This window comes from Bacillus inaquosorum KCTC 13429 (genome assembly GCF_000332645.1).
In the GTDB taxonomy this organism is placed as follows: Bacteria; Bacillota; Bacilli; order Bacillales; family Bacillaceae; genus Bacillus; species Bacillus inaquosorum.
This window is the reverse complement of record NZ_AMXN01000006.1, coordinates 104,941-123,268: the sequence shown is the minus strand read 5'-3', so window position 1 is coordinate 123,268 and position 18,328 is coordinate 104,941. Positions and strand designations below refer to the sequence as shown.

The 18,328-nt window shown below is 44.7% G+C and carries 19 protein-coding genes and 1 riboswitch; of the genes, 4 read left to right on the top strand and 15 right to left on the bottom strand.

All coding sequences use genetic code 11. The features are described from left to right. Positions 1 to 62: 62 nt before the first annotated feature. Together BSI_RS05665 and acpS are read right to left on the bottom strand one after the other, a co-directional pair. On the bottom strand, positions 63 to 1,079 hold the full coding sequence (locus BSI_RS05665) for a LolA family protein (protein WP_080030878.1): 1,017 nt from the start codon (positions 1,077 to 1,079) through the stop codon (positions 63 to 65). Positions 1,080 to 1,243: 164 nt separating this feature from the next. Beyond that, on the bottom strand, positions 1,244 to 1,609 hold the full coding sequence (acpS, locus tag BSI_RS05670; RefSeq protein WP_003240339.1) for a holo-ACP synthase: 366 nt from the start codon (positions 1,607 to 1,609) through the stop codon (positions 1,244 to 1,246). A 94-nt stretch (positions 1,610 to 1,703) separates the two neighbouring features. Between acpS and BSI_RS05675 the strand changes: the two genes are divergently transcribed. After that, entirely contained in the window at positions 1,704 to 2,303 is a 600-nt protein-coding gene (locus BSI_RS05675; protein ID WP_003240338.1) for a rhomboid family intramembrane serine protease, read from the top strand. Here BSI_RS05675 and BSI_RS05680 read toward each other — a convergent pair. From BSI_RS05680 to BSI_RS05705, 5 genes are all read right to left on the bottom strand, one after another. Continuing rightward, entirely contained in the window at positions 2,300 to 3,781 is a 1,482-nt protein-coding gene (locus BSI_RS05680) for a PH domain-containing protein (protein ID WP_003240336.1), read from the bottom strand. The two genes, BSI_RS05675 and BSI_RS05680, sit on opposite strands and share 4 nt — an antisense overlap. Further along, a complete protein-coding gene (locus tag BSI_RS05685) occupies positions 3,771 to 4,250 on the bottom strand; it encodes a PH domain-containing protein (RefSeq protein WP_003240334.1) in 480 nt (159 codons plus the stop codon). The genes BSI_RS05680 and BSI_RS05685 overlap by 11 nt, the downstream gene beginning before the upstream one ends. Positions 4,251 to 4,421: 171 nt before the next feature. Then, complete coding sequence (cshA, locus tag BSI_RS05690; protein ID WP_019257533.1) at positions 4,422 to 5,906, bottom strand: degradosome RNA helicase CshA; 1,485 nt, start codon at positions 5,904 to 5,906, stop codon at positions 4,422 to 4,424. 399 nt (positions 5,907 to 6,305) lie between these two features. Beyond that, positions 6,306 to 7,679: a UDP-N-acetylmuramoyl-tripeptide--D-alanyl-D-alanine ligase gene (locus BSI_RS05700; protein WP_032732222.1), complete on the bottom strand. Its 1,374-nt coding sequence runs from the start codon at positions 7,677 to 7,679 to the stop codon at positions 6,306 to 6,308. Positions 7,680 to 7,750: 71 nt separating this feature from the next. Continuing rightward, a complete protein-coding gene (locus tag BSI_RS05705; protein ID WP_003240327.1) occupies positions 7,751 to 8,836 on the bottom strand; it encodes a D-alanine--D-alanine ligase in 1,086 nt (361 codons plus the stop codon). 154 nt (positions 8,837 to 8,990) lie between these two features. Between BSI_RS05705 and BSI_RS05710 the strand changes: the two genes are divergently transcribed. Continuing rightward, a complete protein-coding gene (locus BSI_RS05710) occupies positions 8,991 to 9,311 on the top strand; it encodes a thioredoxin family protein (RefSeq protein ID WP_003225161.1) in 321 nt (106 codons plus the stop codon). A 14-nt stretch (positions 9,312 to 9,325) separates the two neighbouring features. Here BSI_RS05710 and BSI_RS05715 read toward each other — a convergent pair whose 3' ends face one another. Beyond that, positions 9,326 to 10,198, bottom strand: a complete 873-nt coding sequence (locus BSI_RS05715) for a cation diffusion facilitator family transporter (RefSeq protein WP_003240325.1) — start codon at positions 10,196 to 10,198, stop codon at positions 9,326 to 9,328. Positions 10,199 to 10,447: 249 nt separating this feature from the next. Between BSI_RS05715 and BSI_RS0121385 the strand changes: the two genes are divergently transcribed. Continuing rightward, positions 10,448 to 10,612 carry a Fur-regulated basic protein FbpA gene (locus BSI_RS0121385; RefSeq protein ID WP_019257529.1) on the top strand — a complete coding sequence of 55 codons (165 nt, stop codon included), beginning with the start codon at positions 10,448 to 10,450 and terminating at the stop codon, positions 10,610 to 10,612. Continuing rightward, the gene (fbpB, locus tag BSI_RS0121380) at positions 10,566 to 10,745 is read left to right on the top strand and encodes a Fur-regulated basic protein FbpB (protein WP_010886410.1); all 180 of its coding nucleotides are present in this window, start codon (positions 10,566 to 10,568) and stop codon (positions 10,743 to 10,745) included. Before BSI_RS0121385 ends, fbpB begins: the two co-directional genes overlap by 47 nt. Before the next feature lie 23 nt (positions 10,746 to 10,768). On the opposite strand, the gene BSI_RS05720 is transcribed toward fbpB, so the two are convergent. From BSI_RS05720 to dctP, 7 genes are all read right to left on the bottom strand, one after another. Next, positions 10,769 to 11,914, bottom strand: a complete 1,146-nt coding sequence (locus BSI_RS05720; protein WP_003240323.1) for an acyl-CoA dehydrogenase family protein — start codon at positions 11,912 to 11,914, stop codon at positions 10,769 to 10,771. A 131-nt stretch (positions 11,915 to 12,045) separates the two neighbouring features. Next, positions 12,046 to 12,381, bottom strand: coding sequence for a hypothetical protein (locus tag BSI_RS0121375; RefSeq protein WP_032732221.1), 336 nt, complete (start codon positions 12,379 to 12,381; stop codon positions 12,046 to 12,048). A gap of 94 nt (positions 12,382 to 12,475) precedes the next feature. Then, complete coding sequence (locus BSI_RS05725; RefSeq protein WP_003240320.1) at positions 12,476 to 13,243, bottom strand: DUF2705 family protein; 768 nt, start codon at positions 13,241 to 13,243, stop codon at positions 12,476 to 12,478. Then, positions 13,236 to 14,162, bottom strand: coding sequence for an ABC transporter ATP-binding protein (locus tag BSI_RS05730; protein WP_003240319.1), 927 nt, complete (start codon positions 14,160 to 14,162; stop codon positions 13,236 to 13,238). Before BSI_RS05730 ends, BSI_RS05725 begins: the two co-directional genes overlap by 8 nt. A 90-nt stretch (positions 14,163 to 14,252) precedes the next feature. Continuing rightward, positions 14,253 to 15,491 carry a dicarboxylate/amino acid:cation symporter gene (locus tag BSI_RS05735; RefSeq protein ID WP_003240318.1) on the bottom strand — a complete coding sequence of 413 codons (1,239 nt, stop codon included), beginning with the start codon at positions 15,489 to 15,491 and terminating at the stop codon, positions 14,253 to 14,255. A gap of 73 nt (positions 15,492 to 15,564) precedes the next feature. Next, positions 15,565 to 15,695, bottom strand: a riboswitch (cyclic di-AMP (ydaO/yuaA leader). A gap of 48 nt (positions 15,696 to 15,743) precedes the next feature. Continuing rightward, positions 15,744 to 16,796, bottom strand: coding sequence for an AI-2E family transporter (locus BSI_RS05740; protein WP_003240317.1), 1,053 nt, complete (start codon positions 16,794 to 16,796; stop codon positions 15,744 to 15,746). Between the two features lie 147 nt (positions 16,797 to 16,943). Further along, positions 16,944 to 18,209, bottom strand: coding sequence for a C4-dicarboxylate transporter DctP (dctP, locus tag BSI_RS05745; RefSeq protein ID WP_003240316.1), 1,266 nt, complete (start codon positions 18,207 to 18,209; stop codon positions 16,944 to 16,946). Positions 18,210 to 18,328 lie beyond the last annotated feature (119 nt).

Below are 18,328 nucleotides of genomic sequence, written 5' to 3'. Positions count from 1 at the left end.
ATAGTCCAAAGGGAAACGATGCCTGACGAAAAAAAGGCCAAATTATGTTTGGCCTTTGGCAATTATTTAGATGATTGTCCCTGCATGCTTTTCGCGACTGCCACCATTTCCTCTTTAGAAAGATCTTTTGATGAGAGAAGGTAATCTACGCCGTCATATGTCCATGATAATGAGGCATCCGACAAGGCGCCGATGGTGTAGCCGAGATTTACCGGTTCGCCGTTCAGCGTAACTGAGGAGGAAGCCTTGGCAATCTGGGCTTTTTCTTGAATTAAGGTAAATGATTTTTCTCCTCCGTAGGTCATGATGATCCGCTTCCCGTCTTCAGTTGAAATATCTTTTTCTTCAAGCAGCTTTACGCCAAGCGGCAGCTCAAGCGGCGTTTTGACCGCGAATGTATCGGATGGCTTCGCGCTTGTGGCAACATCCATTTGAGAAAGGGTCATATTTTTCTTTTCGTCAAATGATTCTTTGTCGAATTGTTTATTAAATTCGAAGCTGCTGAATTCTACTTTCACCATCACTTTTCGGTCAGTATCCATGACTTTAACAGATGACGGGCTCATATCTTTTTTGTTAAACGTGATTTCTTGCGTTGGGAGCATTTTGTTATGCTGATAGTTCGTTTTTGTTTCAAATACGTATTTCTTTTCTTTCGCAGTGAAGACTGCATCTGAATCGTTTTGAACATCCTTTACGAGCGATTCAAACAGATAGACCTGGCTGCTGTTGTTCGGCCAGTCGCTTTGAAATCTGAAGCTCTTATTTAAAGACGGCGTGAGAACAAATACTCCGTTTTCATTTCGTAAAATGACTTGGTTTTGGTCCTTTTTCGGATTTTCTAGATAAACCCTGTACAGAGACGGCTTTTTGTGCCAGATTTCCACATTGTATACTTGAGGCTCACTCCCTGTCTCGATGGTCATTTTCGCTTTTGCTTTGTACGAGGTGTATTCTTTCGCCTTTTCATCTAACCCGGTCACAATATCTTGCTGCGTTTTTTCCCCGCAGGCAGAAAGAATAAGGACAGCAAGCAGTCCCGTTAAAAGCAAAACAAAGCTTTTTCTCACCTTTTTCAACCCCTTTTTCTCAATTGATGTAAAAGGAAGAAATCGCTTGTTTGACTTTAACGGTACGCTCGGTACACGTTAGGCAGAACGGATGCGTACCATAAAAGCCTCAAACAACTTGTCTCCCTTAATGCATTATCAAATATATGAGTGGGGTTTCGCTAATATGCAGACTAGCTTGACAACCTTTCAATCACAACCTGTGCGGCCGCGTATTCCTTTGTATGAGTGATTGATACGTGAACGGCGGCCTGGCTCAGCTTCGCGCAAATGATATAGGGCTTGCCATTTTGATCTTTCTTAATTTCAATGTCCTGAAAACTGAGCTGTTTTCCTATACCGGTGCCGAACGCTTTCGAGAAAGCTTCTTTTGCTGCAAACCTCCCCGCAAGAAATTCTATTTTTCTTTTCTCTGAAAGCTCATGATATTGGTCAAGCTCGCTTCGCGTCAAAATCCGCTCAGCAAACCTTTTCTGGCGGCCGGCCATAGAAGCGATCCGTTTAAGCTCGGTGATGTCTAGTCCAATGCCGTAAATCATGTGTGATAACCTCCTTTGCGTACGTACTATTTGAATGGTTTGTCTCATAAACGTGTTACTATAGAAATACCAAAATGAAGAAAAGGGGCTCGGAATGTTTATACGGACTGAAAATTTCCAAACGTTTATCAGGCTTTATCCCGTTGTCACCTTTATATTGGCCTTGCAAGCCGTTCTCTGGCTGTTTTTTTCACTTCCTGTCCATTCAGTCGTGTTATGGAGAGATGCCGTCACAGGCTATAATTTAGGCGTCGCTAACGGTGAATGGTGGCGGCTGATCACACCGGTTTTGCTGCACGCCGGTTTTACCCATCTGCTGTTTAATTCCATGTCCATCTTTTTATTTGCCCCTGCTTTGGAACGCATGCTGGGAAAAGCGCGTTTCCTGCTTGTGTACGCTGGCTCCGGCATCATCGGCAATATCGGCACATATGTTACAGAGCCGCTTGATTACGTGCATGTCGGGGCTTCAGGAGCGATTTTCGGGCTGTTCGGCGTGTATCTGTTTATGGTTCTTTTTCGCAAAGAGCTGATCGGGCAGGAGCATTCCAAAATGATTCTCACACTGCTCGCATTTGCCGTTCTCATGTCGTTTATCAACTCCAATATTAACATGATGGCCCATCTGTTTGGACTTTGCGGCGGGTTTCTTCTCTCGTTTTTATGTGTGCAAAAAAAAGAGCGGCGGTATTAACCGTCCGCTTTTTCATATGAGTACCAGTTTAAAATGAAGTCTGCATCCTCTTCACCTACATCCCTCACCGATAATTCTTCCATAAGGCTCGATGATTTTACCGAGGTAGAAATGGTATACAAACGGCCTTTCTTTTGAAAATACGATTGGCTGAACTTGCAAACCTGCATTCGTCTTTTTAACACAATTCCCGTTGTTCTGCTGATAAATCTGGACGTCAATTGAAGACGATCCCCGTTGATCGTCCATCCTGCATCCTTATATGCGAGGTAGCCGAAGATCAATTCAATCGGCAGCAGGATGATCGACAGATAGCCCCATGGCTGAAAGAAGATACATAATGGAATGATCAAAAAGATTGAAAAAATGACGGAACGGAATAAATAGCGTTTCAACGCGTGCCGCGGCAGACGGCGGAAGTTTTCTTCCAGCGTGTATTCCGGCGTAAATGTCCGCAGCATGTGCGGAAGCTTTTTTTTATGAATCATCGGGAAGAGAATGGTCAAAGCGCCTTCTTCCTTTTCCCGGTCGCCGCCGCCCGCGCTGACGATGGACACCGTCACAAAGCCGAAAAGCTGGCGGATGATGTTTTCTTTTATTTTAATGGCTTGTATTTTTCGTAGCGGAATCGTGACTTGATGTTTTTCAATAAACCCTCTTGAAATCACCAGTTCCTGCTCTTTTTTAATGATTTGAAAGTTCGCGTATTTAAACATCATACCGGCAATGCTGAAAATCCAGGCGATAAATAAACCGATAAAAATGAGTACCGCGTAAATGCCGATGCTGGCGTGCTGAAGAAAGGAAAATTTATCAAAAAACCAATCCATCGGCAGCACTTCATCAAGCTGAGAAATAAGCGCAAATACAGCGGAGATAATCACTCCGATTCCGCCGGAGGTAGAGGCGGCCATGAGCAATTCTTTCATGTTCATCCGATAGTGCTCTTCCGGCTCAACCGCCGGAATCAGCTCCTGCTCAGCTTCAAGCCATTCTTTATCGTGTTCGCTTTCGTGCCTTTGTGCTTTTTTCTTAAAGACGGCTTCCTTGATCCGTTCGGCTTCTTCAACAGAAATAGCAGAAAGAACAGCTTCCGCCTCCTTGCCTCCGCCTGCCGTTTCAATTTGCAGCTTCACAAGCTTAAAGATTTGCTGGATCACGCCCGCGCTCGTATTCATCGTTTGAATCCGATCAATCGATATGTATCGCTTTTTCGTGACAAACAAGCCTTCTTCAATTCTAAATTCGTCATCTTCGATTCGATAGGTAAACCTTCTCCATTTGATGATGCTTGCGGCTACAAGCCAGATGAACAGCACACCGAGCGCAATGGCTCCGTAAAAACGGACAGTATTGTTCGAATTGACGATATACACAAAAAAGAATGGCAGAATGATATTTTTTATCGTTTGAATAATGGTATGGCATAAATTCAAAATAACTGCCGCCGGGTGCAGGCGTTTCGGTTCAGACATCATCGTCAGTCACCCTTGCCAGACGGGAAATGGAGTCTCTCAGCCGATCCGCTTCCTCCATCTCTAAAGCGGGGATCGAATGAACGGTCGCGGCCGTGGAAATTTTTACGGTTGCCAGGTTGTACTTTTTCAATAACGGCCCTTGTGACGTATCGACGTGCTGAACTCTGACCATCGGGACAATCACACGCGTTACCACAAAAATACCTGACTGAATATCTATTTCATGTTCATGGACTTCATAGCGCCATACTTTATGACGGATCTTTGGAATGATAAAGACCGTCACAACCGAACCCAGCAGCCAAACCGCGCCGAGCACGCCGCTGATCCAGTACGGCCAATGGAAATAATAGCTTAACACTGCAACTGCTATGACAATAAGCAAGCAGACAGCAGATACGATAATCTCTTGAAGTCGCCAAACCTTTAATCCGTCTGGACTGATTTGGTTTTTTGGCTGCTCTCTCAAAATACCTACCTCCCGTTTTTTCGTCGTTACTTATACGTCTCTTATACAGAAAGGTTTCATTCTTAAGCATACATAGAAAAATGGCATCCGTCAGCTGAAAGTTTGCTGAATAACAAATCATGAACATAAAAAAGCCCAAAACGTTATGTTTTGGGCTCTTAATCGATAGAATTAGTAAGATTTTTTCTGGCGTCTGTCACCTGAAGAACGGCGATCGTTTGAACGCTTTTTATCGTAGGAAGAACGGTTGTTGCTTTTCCCTTTTCCGCCGCGGTAGCCGCCGCCTTGTCCGTCTCTGCGTTTAGAAGAGCGCTGGTTCTTGTAGCGTTTGCTGACCATCGGCGCTTCGTCAGTTAAGCGAACCGGTGTGTTGTCCGGCTCTTTTGTAGCCATTTTGATAGCCGCCGCAACCACTGTTACTGCATCATGATCTTCAAGCAGCTCAGCTGCCGCTGTCATGTAGAAGTTCAGGTTGTTTTCACTGATTGTCGTGCGAAGACGTTCAACAGTAACCTGCTGCTGGCCTTCTAACGCTTCATCAAGTGTAGGCTCCTTCATGCGGTCCATTTTGCGTTTTGTTGTTTGTTCAATTGCGCGAAGCATGCTTTTCTCACGCGGTGTAATGAACGTCATCGCCATACCTGTTTTTCCTGCACGGCCTGTTCTTCCGATACGGTGAACGTAGCTTTCAGGATCTTGAGGCACGTCGAAGTTGTACACGTGTGTTACGCCTGAGATATCAAGTCCGCGAGCGGCAACATCAGTTGCGACAAGAACTTCGATTGCACCTTCTTTAAATTTACGAAGCGCAACCATACGTTTCGCCTGCGTTAAGTCACCATGAATTCCTTCAGCCGCATATCCGCGTAGGTTCAGGGCTTCAGCCAGCTCATCGACACGGCGTTTTGTGCGTCCGAATACGATCGCAAGCTCAGGAGACTGAATGTCAAGAAGACGAGTCAGTGTATCGAATTTTTTGCGTTCTTGCACTTCTAAATAGAACTGCTGAATGTTAGAAACCGTCATTTCTTTTGCTTTTACTTTTACGTGTTCCGGCTCAGTCATAAAGCGCTCTGCAATGCGTTTGATCGGTGCTGGCATTGTCGCAGAGAACAGAAGTGTCTGATGCTCGCTCGGCACGTTTGAAAGAATAGATTCAATGTCGTCAATGAATCCCATGTTCAGCATTTCATCCGCTTCATCCATTACTACAGTGTTTACATTGTTTAAACGAATTGTGCGGCGGTTGATGTGGTCAAGAAGACGTCCAGGTGTTCCGACAATGATATGCGGATTTTTCTTTAACGCCCGGATTTGCCGTCCAATATCCTGTCCGCCGTAAATAGGAAGAACCTTCGCACGCTTATCTTGTCCGATTTTATATAATTCTTCAGATACTTGAATGGCTAATTCACGGGTTGGCGCGATTACGATTGCTTGAATATTAGGAGACTCGGGGTTAATTTTTTCAACAAGGGGTATACCAAACGCAGCTGTTTTACCTGTACCTGTTTGCGCTTGTCCAATGACGTCTTTATTTGAAAGTCCGAGCGGTATCGTTTGTGCCTGAATCGGTGTTGCTTCTTCAAATCCCATACGATTAATTGCTTTCATGAGATCAGAACTTAAATTAAAATCTTGAAACGTTATAGTCAAATTATTCAAACTCCTTCTAATTGCTGTTTCAGTAATGTCGTGATTTACCACTTATAAAACTGCCCTTTAGACAAAAAGGACAGGATCCATCCGTATACAAAGCCCGAATTACTTTAAGTTTTATCTTACCATTACACTATTTGTTTTTCAATAAGATGAGAAGCAGATCAGCTTCTCGAATATGCCGGCTGATGCTCCATCCGCTCCCATGTGTCCGGCGGAGAACTTCGGGTCGGCGGATGAAACGCCGGACGAATATGTTCGTATCGCGAAATAACCTGTATTTATTGTATCATAGCCGCAGCCGGCCAGATATACATAATTTCTGGCCGGCATACATTAGTGTTTGCACATCATGTTATTTTATGATGCAATATGCGGTTTTTCCGCAAGATTTTTTTACGAAAGCGGGCTCTCTATTAAATCTTTAACGATTTCTTCAAGCTTCATACCTCTGGACGCTTTGAATAAAATCAAATCTCCTTTTGACGCGTTTTCTTTCACAGCTTGAAGGAGATCCTTTTTCTCAGTAAAATGGCTGACGCGTTCTTTCTCAAAGTGTTTCAGTGCGCCTTCCGCAATAAATGCTCCCAGTTTTCCGTACGTAAAGACGCGGTCGATTTTTTCAGGGCTGATTACAGCGCCGCACTCTTTATGGAACGTTTCTTCAAGATCGCCGAGTTCAAGCATATCGCCGAGCACGAGCATTTTTTTCCCGTAGCCTTCAAGGCTTTCTGTCAATTGAATGGCAGCCTTCATGGATGTCGGACTCGCATTATAAGCGTCATTGATAATCGAAATGCCGCTGTCTGTTTTGATGAGTTCAAGTCTCATGCCGGTTACCTTTAGTCCGCTCAGTCCTTTTGCCGCATCCTCAGTCGTGATGCCAAAATAAGCCCCCGCAGCGATCGCAGCCATGGCGTTCATGACATTGTGCTTACCGAGTATCGGAATAAAAAACGTTTTTTCCATCCCTTTGATTGTAAAATGAGTTCCTGCTTCACTCTGGCTGACATCCTGAAGCTGATAATCATTTTGAGCTCCCGTTCCGTACGTTTTCGTTTGGCAGCTGTATGCTTTTTGAAGGAGCGGTTCGTCCCCGATATAAATCAGCACTCCGTCTTCTTTAAGCCCGTTAATGATTTCAAGCTTCGCCTCCGCGATGCCTTCTCTTGAGCCAAGGTCTTGCATGTGGGATTCGCCGATATTCGTAATCACTGCCGCATCCGGGTTTGCCAGGCGGGACAGGAGATCAATTTCTCCTTTGGCGCTCATTCCCATCTCCAATACAGCGATCTCCGTATCTTCAGGCATAGCTAAAACCGTCAGCGGCAGACCGATGTGATTGTTGAAGTTTCCTCCTGTTTTGTGGACACGGTACCGGGTTCCCAGGACGGCGTGAATCATATCTTTCGTTGTCGTTTTGCCATTGCTTCCGGTTACCCCGATGACACGGGTGCCAAGCTCCTGCAAATAAGCTTTTGCAAGCTGCTGAAGAGCGGAAAGGGTGTCGTCCACTAAGATGACGGCTTGATTCTCGGGCGGATTTGGTTCTGACCGATCCCAAAGAACGGCCGCAACACCTGCATCAAAAGCCTGCGGCACAAAAGTGTGGCCGTTAAAATGTTCCCCTTTTAGCGGGATGAAAAGCTGATGCTGTTCGAGTTTTCTTGTATCAGTTGCCACTCCATGAATGACTGTTTGTTCATATTGCGGATTTGTCAGTGTGCCTTTGACCATCTCGGCAATGTTCTTTACTGTTCGCTTAATCAAGTGAGGTCCCTCTCTTTCTTTTGTATATACGGGAAAAGACACTGCCCTCTTACCGGCAGTGTCCATCTTCATTAGAATGTATGCTTAATTAATTGTTTCTCAGCGTGGCGTTCTTTTGCAAGCTCTACAAGCTGTTCAATCAGATCAGCGTATTCCACTCCGGCCTCTTTCCAGAGCAGCGGGAACATGCTGAAAGGTGTAAAGCCAGGCATTGTGTTGACTTCATTGATCAGAACTTCGCCGTCAGCTGTCAGGAAAAAGTCCGCTCTGACAAGTCCTGAACCGTCGATCGCTTTAAACGCTTTGATCGCCATATCACTGATTTTTGTGTATTCCTCATCGGACACATTCGCCGGGATCATCAGATCAGTGTCTCCATCTTCATATTTCGCTTTGTAATCGTAGAAATCTGTCTTTGGTGCGATCTCTCCCACAACAGAGCATTTAGGATCGTCATTTCCAAGAACGCCGATTTCGATTTCTCGGCCGTTAATTCCTTCTTCAACGACGACTTTGCGGTCATATTGGAATGCAAGCTCAAACGCTTTTTGCAGTTCTTCACGGTTTCGGCATTTGCTGATTCCGACACTTGATCCAAGATTTGCCGGTTTTACGAAGCAAGGGTAGCCTAATTCCTCTTCTACCTGCTTACAGCTTTCTTCCGGAGAACGAGTCCAATCTTTCTTAAGGAAAGCTGCGTATTTAGCCTGAGCAAGTCCTGCCTGCGCGAATAAATGTTTCATAACGACTTTATCCATGCCTGCTGAGGAAGCAAGCACACCGTTGCCGACATAAGGAATATTCAACAGTTCGAGCATTCCTTGGATCGTACCGTCTTCTCCGTTCGGTCCGTGGAGGAGCGGGAATACGACGTCGATGGCTTCATTTTGCTCTGGCGCTTCCTGCGGAAACATTTCCTGGTTCAGGGCAGCTGGAGAAAAAGCACTGCCTCCTTGCTCAAATTGAAGCATTTTCACGTTTGAAACAGGCTCAGATAAACGGGCGCCTCTTACCCATTCGCCTTTTTCAGTTATATAAATCGGATGTATATCAAACTTCTCAGTATTTAGCGCTTTGATTACAGCCAGAGCTGTCTGCAGTGATACATTATGTTCTGCTGACTTTCCTCCGTACACTAATCCTAGACTTGTTTTCAATGGATACTCCCCCCACTACAAATTCATCTTTACTATCTTATCACTTTCACGAGAAAATGATCTAATTATTTTTGGGCATGCTGATGCTGAATGCATTTGTATGTAATTCCTTTTTATTTTATATTAAAATGGCATTGAAAAGGAGATGTGACATATGAAAAAAATCACGACAAACGAACAATTTAATGAACTGATTCAATCCGATAAAGAAATTATCGTAAAGTTTTATGCTGATTGGTGCCCAGACTGCACACGCATGAATATGTTCATCGGCGATATTTTGGAAGAGTACAATCAAAACGATTGGTATGAGCTGAATAAGGACGAGCTTCCTGAATTGGCTGAAAAATACCAAGTAATGGGTATTCCTAGCTTGCTTATCTTCAAAAACGGTGAAAAAACAGCTCATCTTCACAGCGCCAATGCCAAAACGCCTGAAGAAGTGACTGAATTTTTATCTGAACATATAAGCTAATTCGTTTAACAGCCTTATTTTATGTCGTCGGGCTCTACATGAACATGAACATGAGTGACATCGTGTTCATGTTTTATTTTATCCTCTACTTCATCCGCCACTCCATGGCCTTCTTCTACTGTAAGCTTTGGATCAACCGTAATAACCATCTCAATATGAACTGTGCTGCCTAAATACCGGGCTTTCACATCCTTTAGACGATGTACACTTTCAATCCTGCCGACGGTCTGTTTGTAAGGCTCAAGATCTTTTAAGTGAAAGCCGTCTGTTAAAGAATGTGAAGCATCTTTAAAGATGTCCCATGCCGTTTTGCAAATGATGATGCCGATGATAAAAGCTGTTACCGGATCGATCCACGGCAGCTGAAGCTGGGATGACATCACACCGATAAACGCTCCGGCACTTACAAAAGCGTCTGATCTGCTGTCCTTTGCCGCTGCCATCAGGGCAGAGCTTTTAATCGATGCCGCCAGCCTTTTGTTATATAAGTAGATGCCATACATAAACAAGGCACTGCCTAACGCCGTCCATGCCGCTATAAGACTTGGCGTTTCCGTAGTTCCGCCCGCAATCGCTTTTCCTCCGCCGATTAACACTTCAATGCCGACAACCATCATAATAAAAGACGCAACAAGAGACGAAATTGTTTCAGCCCGATAATGGCCATATGGATGATCGCTGTCAGCCGGTCTTTGGGAAATACGCAATCCAATCAGCACCGCCACTGACGCAACAATATCTGTTCCATTATTTAATCCGTCTGCTCTCAGCGCTTCGGAATGATAGAGGATCCCAATGACAAGCTTCACAACAGCAAGGATGACATAAGCAAAAATATTGAGGAGCGCCCCTTTTTCTCCCTTTTTCAGATTTTCTGTCCGCTCCATTGAATACCAGCCTCCATTCTATTACATAGTATGGTTCAAAACATGAAAAATAGCAGCGGCAGCATTCAATGAAGAGGGACATTTCGACAGCAAATTATTCCCCGGGAAACTTTTTGTCGATCTTTTGAATGTTTGCATATTTGGGAAAGAATAGGACTGTTTTCACCTTTACAGGCTATTGCGGACATTGTATACTGAAGTTAATTGATAATGATTATCAATATCGTTTGATTGGAGGTTGGTGACATAATGACACCTCAGTCTGCAGAAACCAGAAAAAAACAGCTCATTCATCTGTTAATACAGAATGGTATATACAAAAAGTCAAAGCGTCATTTGTATGAATTGTCGCTGACGGAGTTAGAAAGTGAATACAAACATGTCAGGAGGGCGCCGGAGCATGCCGAAGCGTAAAGTAAAAACCTACCAGCAGCTGATCCAGGAAAACAAAGAGGCGATTATGGGCAATCCAAAGCTGATGAACGTCATTTATGACAGGATCGACCGCAAGCATCAAAAAAATCTCCAAGAGCAAAACAATACATAAAAAGAGCCGAAAGGCTCTTTTTTTCATGACTCAAACGCTTCTGCGGCCAGCTTTTGGATCACTGCATCATCCATCGGCGGGTTATGGAGACCGGCGCGCACATCACGATAATAGCGCTGAAGCGGGTTGGTTCGTTCAAGACTTTTGGCCCCGACAATTCTCATCGCTTTATCGACAACAGACAGCGCAGCATTTGTGACGATATGTTTCGCCGCACCAAGCTCGCTTTTCAAGTGAGGGCGGCGCTCCGGATTGTCATACAATTGAGCGATATGGAAAAGAAAATGTCTGGCATTGAGCAGTTCAAGCTCCATTTCGCCTGTTCTTTGCTGTACGGCTGGGACATCCTTGATCGGTCCCTTCAAACTGTTTGGAGAATACTCAGATGCAAATTGCACCGCATAGTCTCGTGCTGCTTGAGCAACGCCAAGATAAATCGCCGGAATATGAAGCAGCCAGCCATTCGGCTTAGCTCCCCGAGGTCCTTGAAGCAATTCCACCAGTTTCTCCTCATCAAGCATTACCTCATTCAGTACAAGGTCATGGCTTCCAGTCGCCCGCATCGCCATCATATCCCACGTTTCTTTAATCGACAAACCGGGATCATCTTTATGAATGAGAAACACGCCTGTTGTTTGTTTTTCTTCAATCCATGCTGTCACTAAAAAATAATCCAGTGCCTGTGACATCGTCGTAAAGGTTTTTCTACCGTTTACTGCCCATTTACCATCCTTTTTGACGGCGTTTGTACCGGGACGCCCTCCTCTTGTCGGGCTTCCGGTTTGCGCTTCTGTCGCCGCCCTGTTGATGACGGCTCCGTTTTGGACTTCCTTTGCAACAAATGCAAACACGTCTTTATCCCAGCTGTTGCCTTCTCCGAGCTCCCCGATTACGCTCAAATGCCAGCCGATGCTGAGCGCTGCAGGAGCGTCTCCCCGTGCAAGCCGTTCTTGAAACAGGAGCATGTCGTAAACAGAAATGCCCCCTCCTCCATGGGATGCTGGCAATGTTAACGCCGTATACCCGGCATCACGCAGTTTTTGTATTTTTTCTAAAGGAAAACGTCCCAGTTCGTCATCTTCAGCGGCTGTTTGCTGAAATTCATCCGCAAGCCGTCCGATTTTCTCCATCCATTGCCGTTGTTGATCGTTTTGTATAAATAATGACATCCGGCAGCCCCCCAAGGTTTTAATTCCGATAAATTTAATATGTATTATAGATTTCCTGCCGCCATTCCGCAACTGTTAACCTTTTTGTCCGGTATAAAAAAAACACGCCGTTCCCCCAGGGAACAGCGCGATTACACAGGATTTGCATCCCGGTCTTGTTTCATGCCGAGATAAATCAGCATATATGTCAGGTAACCCATTGTCATCACCAAGCCGCCAAAGAAAAAGCTCGAGAAAATCGGCTCTTCAAAAGCGGTTACTGCAGCAAGCACAATCCAGCTGGCATACAGATAGATGATAAAATAACGGATGCCCGTCTTTATTTTATATATCATGTACAGCCCTGCGAGAGAGAACAACCCAAGCGCGAGTCTGAAATAAACAAGATGTTCAAACTGAAACATGAATGACACAAATGAGAATCCAAGCAGTAATACTATCGGTAAAGCGGTAATAAAGTTCCTCAATCGAGACACCTCCGTCAGTACCTTTAGTATAAACCAAAATATCAAATGATATTGATTCACGTGAGCTTTTTCACAAAAATGTCATTCCTTGCCTTTACACCCGGACATCCCGTTTACAGAAGCACCACCAGCCAACGGCGATGAAGAATATGGCATGTATGATGATAATCCCCGCTGAAAACAATGGCGTCATGCCTGAAAACAACGCTGTCTCCCCGCTGCTGTATTGGGTAAAGTCAGTGTTCGCGAAAAGCAAAAAGCTGCCCCATTTGTTTTCAAATAGCTTCATGAGCTGAACAAGTGTACTCGCTCCATATAAAACGACAAATGAAACGACGACTGCTACCGCACTGTTCCGGAACAGCGAAGAACAAAGCAGCCCGAATAATCCCATCATTACGGCTTCAAGCCAATTTGACCCGATCAGCTCCAGGGTGTTGATCAGCAATGTCTTTGATTCCGCGGTTACCGATGTGCCAAAAAAGACGAGACCGAATAATAATGCCAAAATGTAGTATGCCAGATACAAATAAAAGCTGACCATCACGACTGTGATTAATTTTGACCAAAAAATCTTTTGGCGTTTAACCGGGCGAATGAGCAGAAATTTGATCGTCTTTTTATCAAATTCCATCGAAACAATTGTCGCTGCAATCACGATCGTTAAAGCCTGCAGCAGGATGTTCAGGCTCGGTGTATACGATAAATAGCCGATGAAGTTTTCATCTGTTCCGGCACTGATGACAATCCGTTTAATGATCAAAGCCATGAAAAATTGAAAGACCGCCATCAGGATAAGAGAAACCAATGTGACCTTCCGATTAAAAAGTTTCATATGTTCATTCCAAATTAATTTAGACAAGCTCTTCTCCCTCCTCTTGATGAGCAGTTGTCGCTTTTATGAATTCGTCTTCCAGTGATTGCGTGTAAGGCGTAATGGAAAATACATTCAGGTCTTGTCCGACAAGTGAGCGGTTCAGCTCCGGAATGTTTTCTTTTGCTACCTCAACAACTATCGCCCCGCCTTGCCGCTCAGCTTGATATTGATTGCCTGTCAGCCAATTGAGGGCTTTTTCTTCCGGCTGCACTTCAATGATCGCTTTTTCTGTTTTTTGATTTGTTCCATGTAGGCTGACTTCCGCTTTGATCTCACCTTTTTGAATAATGATGACACGGTCGCACAGATCTTCAACTTCTCGCAATAAATGAGTGGCGAACAGGACTGCCGTTCCTTCCTTTTCTGCGAGCTCCTTAATATGATCGCGAAAATCCTTCATACCCGCAGGATCGAGACCGTTTGTCGGTTCATCTAAAATAAGAAGCTTCGGCCGGTGAAGAATCGCCTGTGCAATGCCAAGACGCTGGCGCATGCCGAGAGAATAGGTTTTCACCTTATCATGAATCGCTGACGTCAGCCCGACACGTTCCACCACTTCATCAAGCCGTTCTTCGTCTATTTTTTTGTGCATATTCGCAAAGTGCTTGAGGTTTTCCCAGCCTGTCAGGTACGGATAGAACTCGGGATTTTCGACGATCGCTCCAACAGCTTCCATTGCTTTTTCAAACTCTGTATCATGCTGGAATCCGCTGATTGTCACGCTTCCGCTGTTTTGTTTTAACAGTCCGACGATGATACGGATGAGTGTTGTTTTTCCGGAACCATTCGGACCGAGCAGGCCGATGATTTCTCCCTCCATGACGTCCATGCTGATTTGTTTTAGTATCTGTTTAGACCCAATCTTTTTATCGAGGCCTTCAATATGTAAAATCGGCTCAGCCATAAAGCCTTCCTCCTTTTTCAACAAAAAATAAACAGTGCCTAAAATTAGGCACTGTTTGTATTATAGCATTTGTTGCTTCCAAATGTTTGGTTAAACCGATAGAGTCGGGGTTTGCTCAGGCTGTTTGTTCTTTTCGGTTTCTGTAATGATGACGGCGCAGGCCGCGTCTCCAGTTGTATTCACCACTGTGCGGAGCATATCAAGCAGGCGGTCAATTCCGAGAATTAACCCGATTCCCTCGACAGGGAGTCCGACAGATTGAAGCACCATGGCGAGCATAATCAAGCCTACACCCGGTACACCCGCGGTGCCGATACTTGCTAGCACAGCCGTCAGTATCACCATCAGCAGCTGCGTAAATGTCAGATCATGCCCGAACACCTGCGCAATGAAGACGGTGGCTACCCCTTGCATGATGGCTGTTCCGTCCATATTAATTGTCGCGCCGAGCGGCTGGACGAAGCTGCTGATCGGCTCAGGCACTTTTAATTTTTTCTGCGCCACATCCATTGATACCGGCAGGGTCGCATTGCTGCTGGAGGTACTGAACGCGACGACCATAACCTCTGAGAAATCTTTAAAGAACGTAAACGGATTTCGTTTTGCCAAAAGAGCAACCGTTGAACCGTACGTCACGACTGCATGAATGATCAGGGACAGCGTAACAACAATCATATAAAGTCCCATCGCCTTAATCGCGCTGAAGCCCTGGCTGCCGATAGCAGTCGCAATCAGACCGAACGTTCCGTATGGCGCAAACTTCATGACTAGGTTGACGAGATACATCATCAATTCATTTCCCTGTTCAACGACTTTCAGAAGCATATCCGCTTTTTTGCCGAGCATCGTGATTCCGAGCCCTACAAAAATAGAAAATACGATGATTTGCAGCATATTTCCTTCTGTCATCGCTTGAACCGGATTCGCAGGAATAATGTTCAGAAGAGTGTCGGCAATACTTGGGGCTGCCTCAGCATTAAACTTGGCAGATGAAACATCATAAGTCCCAAACTCACCAGGTCTAATCACAAGAGCAAGAATAAGCCCGATCGTGATTGCCACTGCTGTCGTGATGAGAAAATAAGAAATCGCCTTCACGCCGATTCTGCCAAGCTTCTTTGGATCACCCAGCCCGGCTACTCCCAGTGTCAGTGAGAAAAAGACAATCGGCACAACAAGCATTTTAATGAGGTTTAAAAAGATGGTGCCAAGCGGACCAAATACAAACTTATTCAAATTTTCAAATAATTCAGGTGATGTAAGGTTGAGGACCAATCCAGTCACCGCGCCAAGAACCAATGCAATAATGATTTTTTTTGCCAGCTTCATCCGCATTCCTCCCTTTTTTGAAAAAAAGCCCGCGAGAGACTCCCGCAGGCTTTGGATGTATCATCAAACCACAGGACTCTCTCTTCACGCTGATGAGGTTAGCTGACGGGTTCGGACGAAGAGATGTCCGTTTTTCAGATGAAAAATTAACCCCAAAAGATTGGGTCCCCCACTCCTTATCAAAGGATTAAGCGTGTGGCTTACTATTGTATGATTTAGTTTATTTATACAGAAAAGATCCAATTTTGTAAACTATTTTTTGTTACTTTTCTCTCGGAATCTTTTGGGTCCATCTTCCTTGTTGGTGACATCAAGAATATCAAGGAGAAACACAAAAATCGGAATCCCGATAATTAAACCCCAAATGCCGAAAAAGTGCTCAGAGAAAATGAGTACTGTAAAGGTGAAAAAGATCGGCAGCTCTGTTTTCGCAGACATCAGCTTCGGATTTAAGAAATAGGTTTCGATCGCATGAATAGCGAATATGACAAGCACAATATAGAGCACATACATTCCGCCGCCAGTGCTGTAAGCGATAATACTGAGCGGGATCAGAGAAATGACGACGCCTGCTACAGGGATCAATCCAAGGAAGAACACCATAATAGAAAGCCCAAACAGCTGCGGGAAATGCATAATCCAAAGCGCGATAAACGTCAGAATACAGTTGACGAGCGCAATGATAAATTGAGCCTCAAGCACCTTGCCGAACGTTCTTGCAAATTTGCTTCCAAAAAAAGCAATTTCCTCATAAAAGACCGCCAGTTTGCTCGTTTTAAATTTCGCCATGAATTCAGAAAGCCGCTTTTTCTCAAATAAGAAAAACATGCTGAGAATGAGCGCCATTACGATCTGCAAGCCGAACGTGCTGATATCGGCCAGATACGTATACACCACATTGAAACCCTCTTTGACATATGAACTGATATTAATATCACCGAAAACACTGGTGATCTCATCAAAGAAAGGAATGCTGTCCGGGTGATACGCAATATGTTTAATCTGCTTAACCAGCTGCTGAATCTGCGCCGCGACGACCGGATAAAATACAAATCCACCGACTGTAAGGAGCACAGCCAGCAACATGTAAAGAAACGTAATGACAATCCGCTGGCTCACGCGGAAGAAGCGGCTGACAAACTGCCGTACGACAAGCTCCAAACGATCCATGAGAAATGTGAAAATGAAGGTAAGCAATATTAAGTTGATCATGCTCTTAAATAGATATAACACACCAGTTAACACGACAAAGACGGAGAAACGCCTTACTCCCGGGTGCTGAAAAAATTTAACTAAAGCGGCCATTTATACACTCCTGTTAGGACAAACGTCCTTCATTCAATATAGTATCCATTTGTAAATTATATAACAAAAAAATGCTGAGGTCTCTGTCCTTACCTTAATAATTCTTAAACAATTAAAAAAACGGCCCACTGATGGGCCGCTCTTTTTTCAGACTGCTGTTTTCATTTTTTTCATGCCTTCAACAGCCTCTATGCTTTTCGCTTCATCGAACTCATTTTCACTTTTTGCAACAATGATCGTGGCGATTCCGTTTCCGATCAGGTTCACAATCGCCCTTCCTTCACTCATGAAGCGGTCAACCCCAAGCAGGAGTGCAAGGCCCTCCAGCGGAATGACCTGAAGCGCTGACAGCGTTGAGGCCAGGACGATAAATCCGCTTCCCGTCACACCGGCCGCTCCCTTCGATGTCAGCATCAGAACGAGGATAATTGTAATTTGCTGGCCGATGCTGAGGTCTACTCCAAACACCTGTGCCAGAAAGACAGTCGCCATTGATAAATAAATGGATGTGCCGTCGAGGTTAAACGAATAGCCCGTCGGAATGACAAGCCCGACAACGGATTTCGAACAGCCGTAGCGCTCCATTTTATCCATCATTCGCGGAAGCACTGATTCTGAAGAGCTTGTGCCAAGCACGATCAGAAGCTCATCTTTAATGAAGCGAAGGTAATTCCACAGGCTGAATCCGTAAAGCTTGCAGATGATATTTAAAGCAACAAATACGAACAGGAACATCGTAATATAAACTGACATCATTAAGCTTGCCAGCGGCTTGATGGAATCGAGACCGAAGTGCCCGATCGTATACGCCATCGCCCCGAATGCCCCGATTGGCGCCGCACGCATGATGTAGCTGATGATTTTGAAAAAGACGTGAGAAATCTTGTCGAAGAAATCAATGACGCTTTTCCCTTTTTCACCTAATGCCGCGAGACCGACTCCGAAAAGAATTGAAAAGAATAAGACCTGCAAAATGTCCCCTTTTGCGAAGGCATCAACCATGTTGGACGGAACAATGTGTGTGACAAATTCAATCCAGTCGATTCCCTGACCGCCATTTTGCGTGTATTGTGATACATCTCCCTTTTCAAGCTTGCTGTAATCAAGACCCGCGCCAGGCTTCAAAATATTGACGACAAACAAACCGATAATGAGTGCGAGGGTGGTGACAACCTCGAAATAAATGAACGCTTTCCCCCCTACTTTTCCAACCTTCTTCATATCGCCCATTTTTGCAATCCCGAGAACGATTGTGAAGAAAATGATTGGAGCGATCACCATTTTAACAGCGTTGATAAATGTATCGCCAAGCGGTTTCATCTCTTTGCCGACATCCGGCCAGACCAGCCCGACAATGACCCCGATGATGACCGCGGTTATGACCTGAACTGTTAAATTTTTAAACAGTTTCATATCCTTCATCCCCCTGTCCTATTCGCCTTTGTGTCTTTCTTACTAGAATGATAGCGTTTTCATACGATCTGGGGAAGTTTATGATCATAACGGACATTTTGGTCTTTTTGGTCTCAGGT

Bases quoted from the DNA above. Each gene is read 5' to 3' on its own strand.
- acpS (WP_003240339.1), bottom strand. From the start codon at position 1,609: ATGATTTACGGCATTGGACTAGACATCACCGAGCTTAAACGGATCGCT.
- BSI_RS05675 (WP_003240338.1), top strand. From the start codon at position 1,704: ATGTTTATACGGACTGAAAATTTCCAAACGTTTATCAGGCTTTATCCC.
- BSI_RS05680 (WP_003240336.1), bottom strand. From the start codon at position 3,781: ATGATGTCTGAACCGAAACGCCTGCACCCGGCGGCAGTTATTTTGAAT.
- BSI_RS05710 (WP_003225161.1), top strand. From the start codon at position 8,991: ATGAAAAAAATCACGACAAACGAACAATTTAATGAACTGATTCAATCC.
- BSI_RS05715 (WP_003240325.1), bottom strand. From the start codon at position 10,198: ATGGAGCGGACAGAAAATCTGAAAAAGGGAGAAAAAGGGGCGCTCCTC.
- BSI_RS0121385 (WP_019257529.1), top strand. From the start codon at position 10,448: ATGACACCTCAGTCTGCAGAAACCAGAAAAAAACAGCTCATTCATCTG.
- BSI_RS05720 (WP_003240323.1), bottom strand. From the start codon at position 11,914: ATGTCATTATTTATACAAAACGATCAACAACGGCAATGGATGGAGAAA.
- BSI_RS05730 (WP_003240319.1), bottom strand. From the start codon at position 14,162: ATGGCTGAGCCGATTTTACATATTGAAGGCCTCGATAAAAAGATTGGG.
- BSI_RS05735 (WP_003240318.1), bottom strand. From the start codon at position 15,491: ATGAAGCTGGCAAAAAAAATCATTATTGCATTGGTTCTTGGCGCGGTG.
- BSI_RS05740 (WP_003240317.1), bottom strand. From the start codon at position 16,796: ATGGCCGCTTTAGTTAAATTTTTTCAGCACCCGGGAGTAAGGCGTTTC.
- dctP (WP_003240316.1), bottom strand. From the start codon at position 18,209: ATGAAACTGTTTAAAAATTTAACAGTTCAGGTCATAACCGCGGTCATC.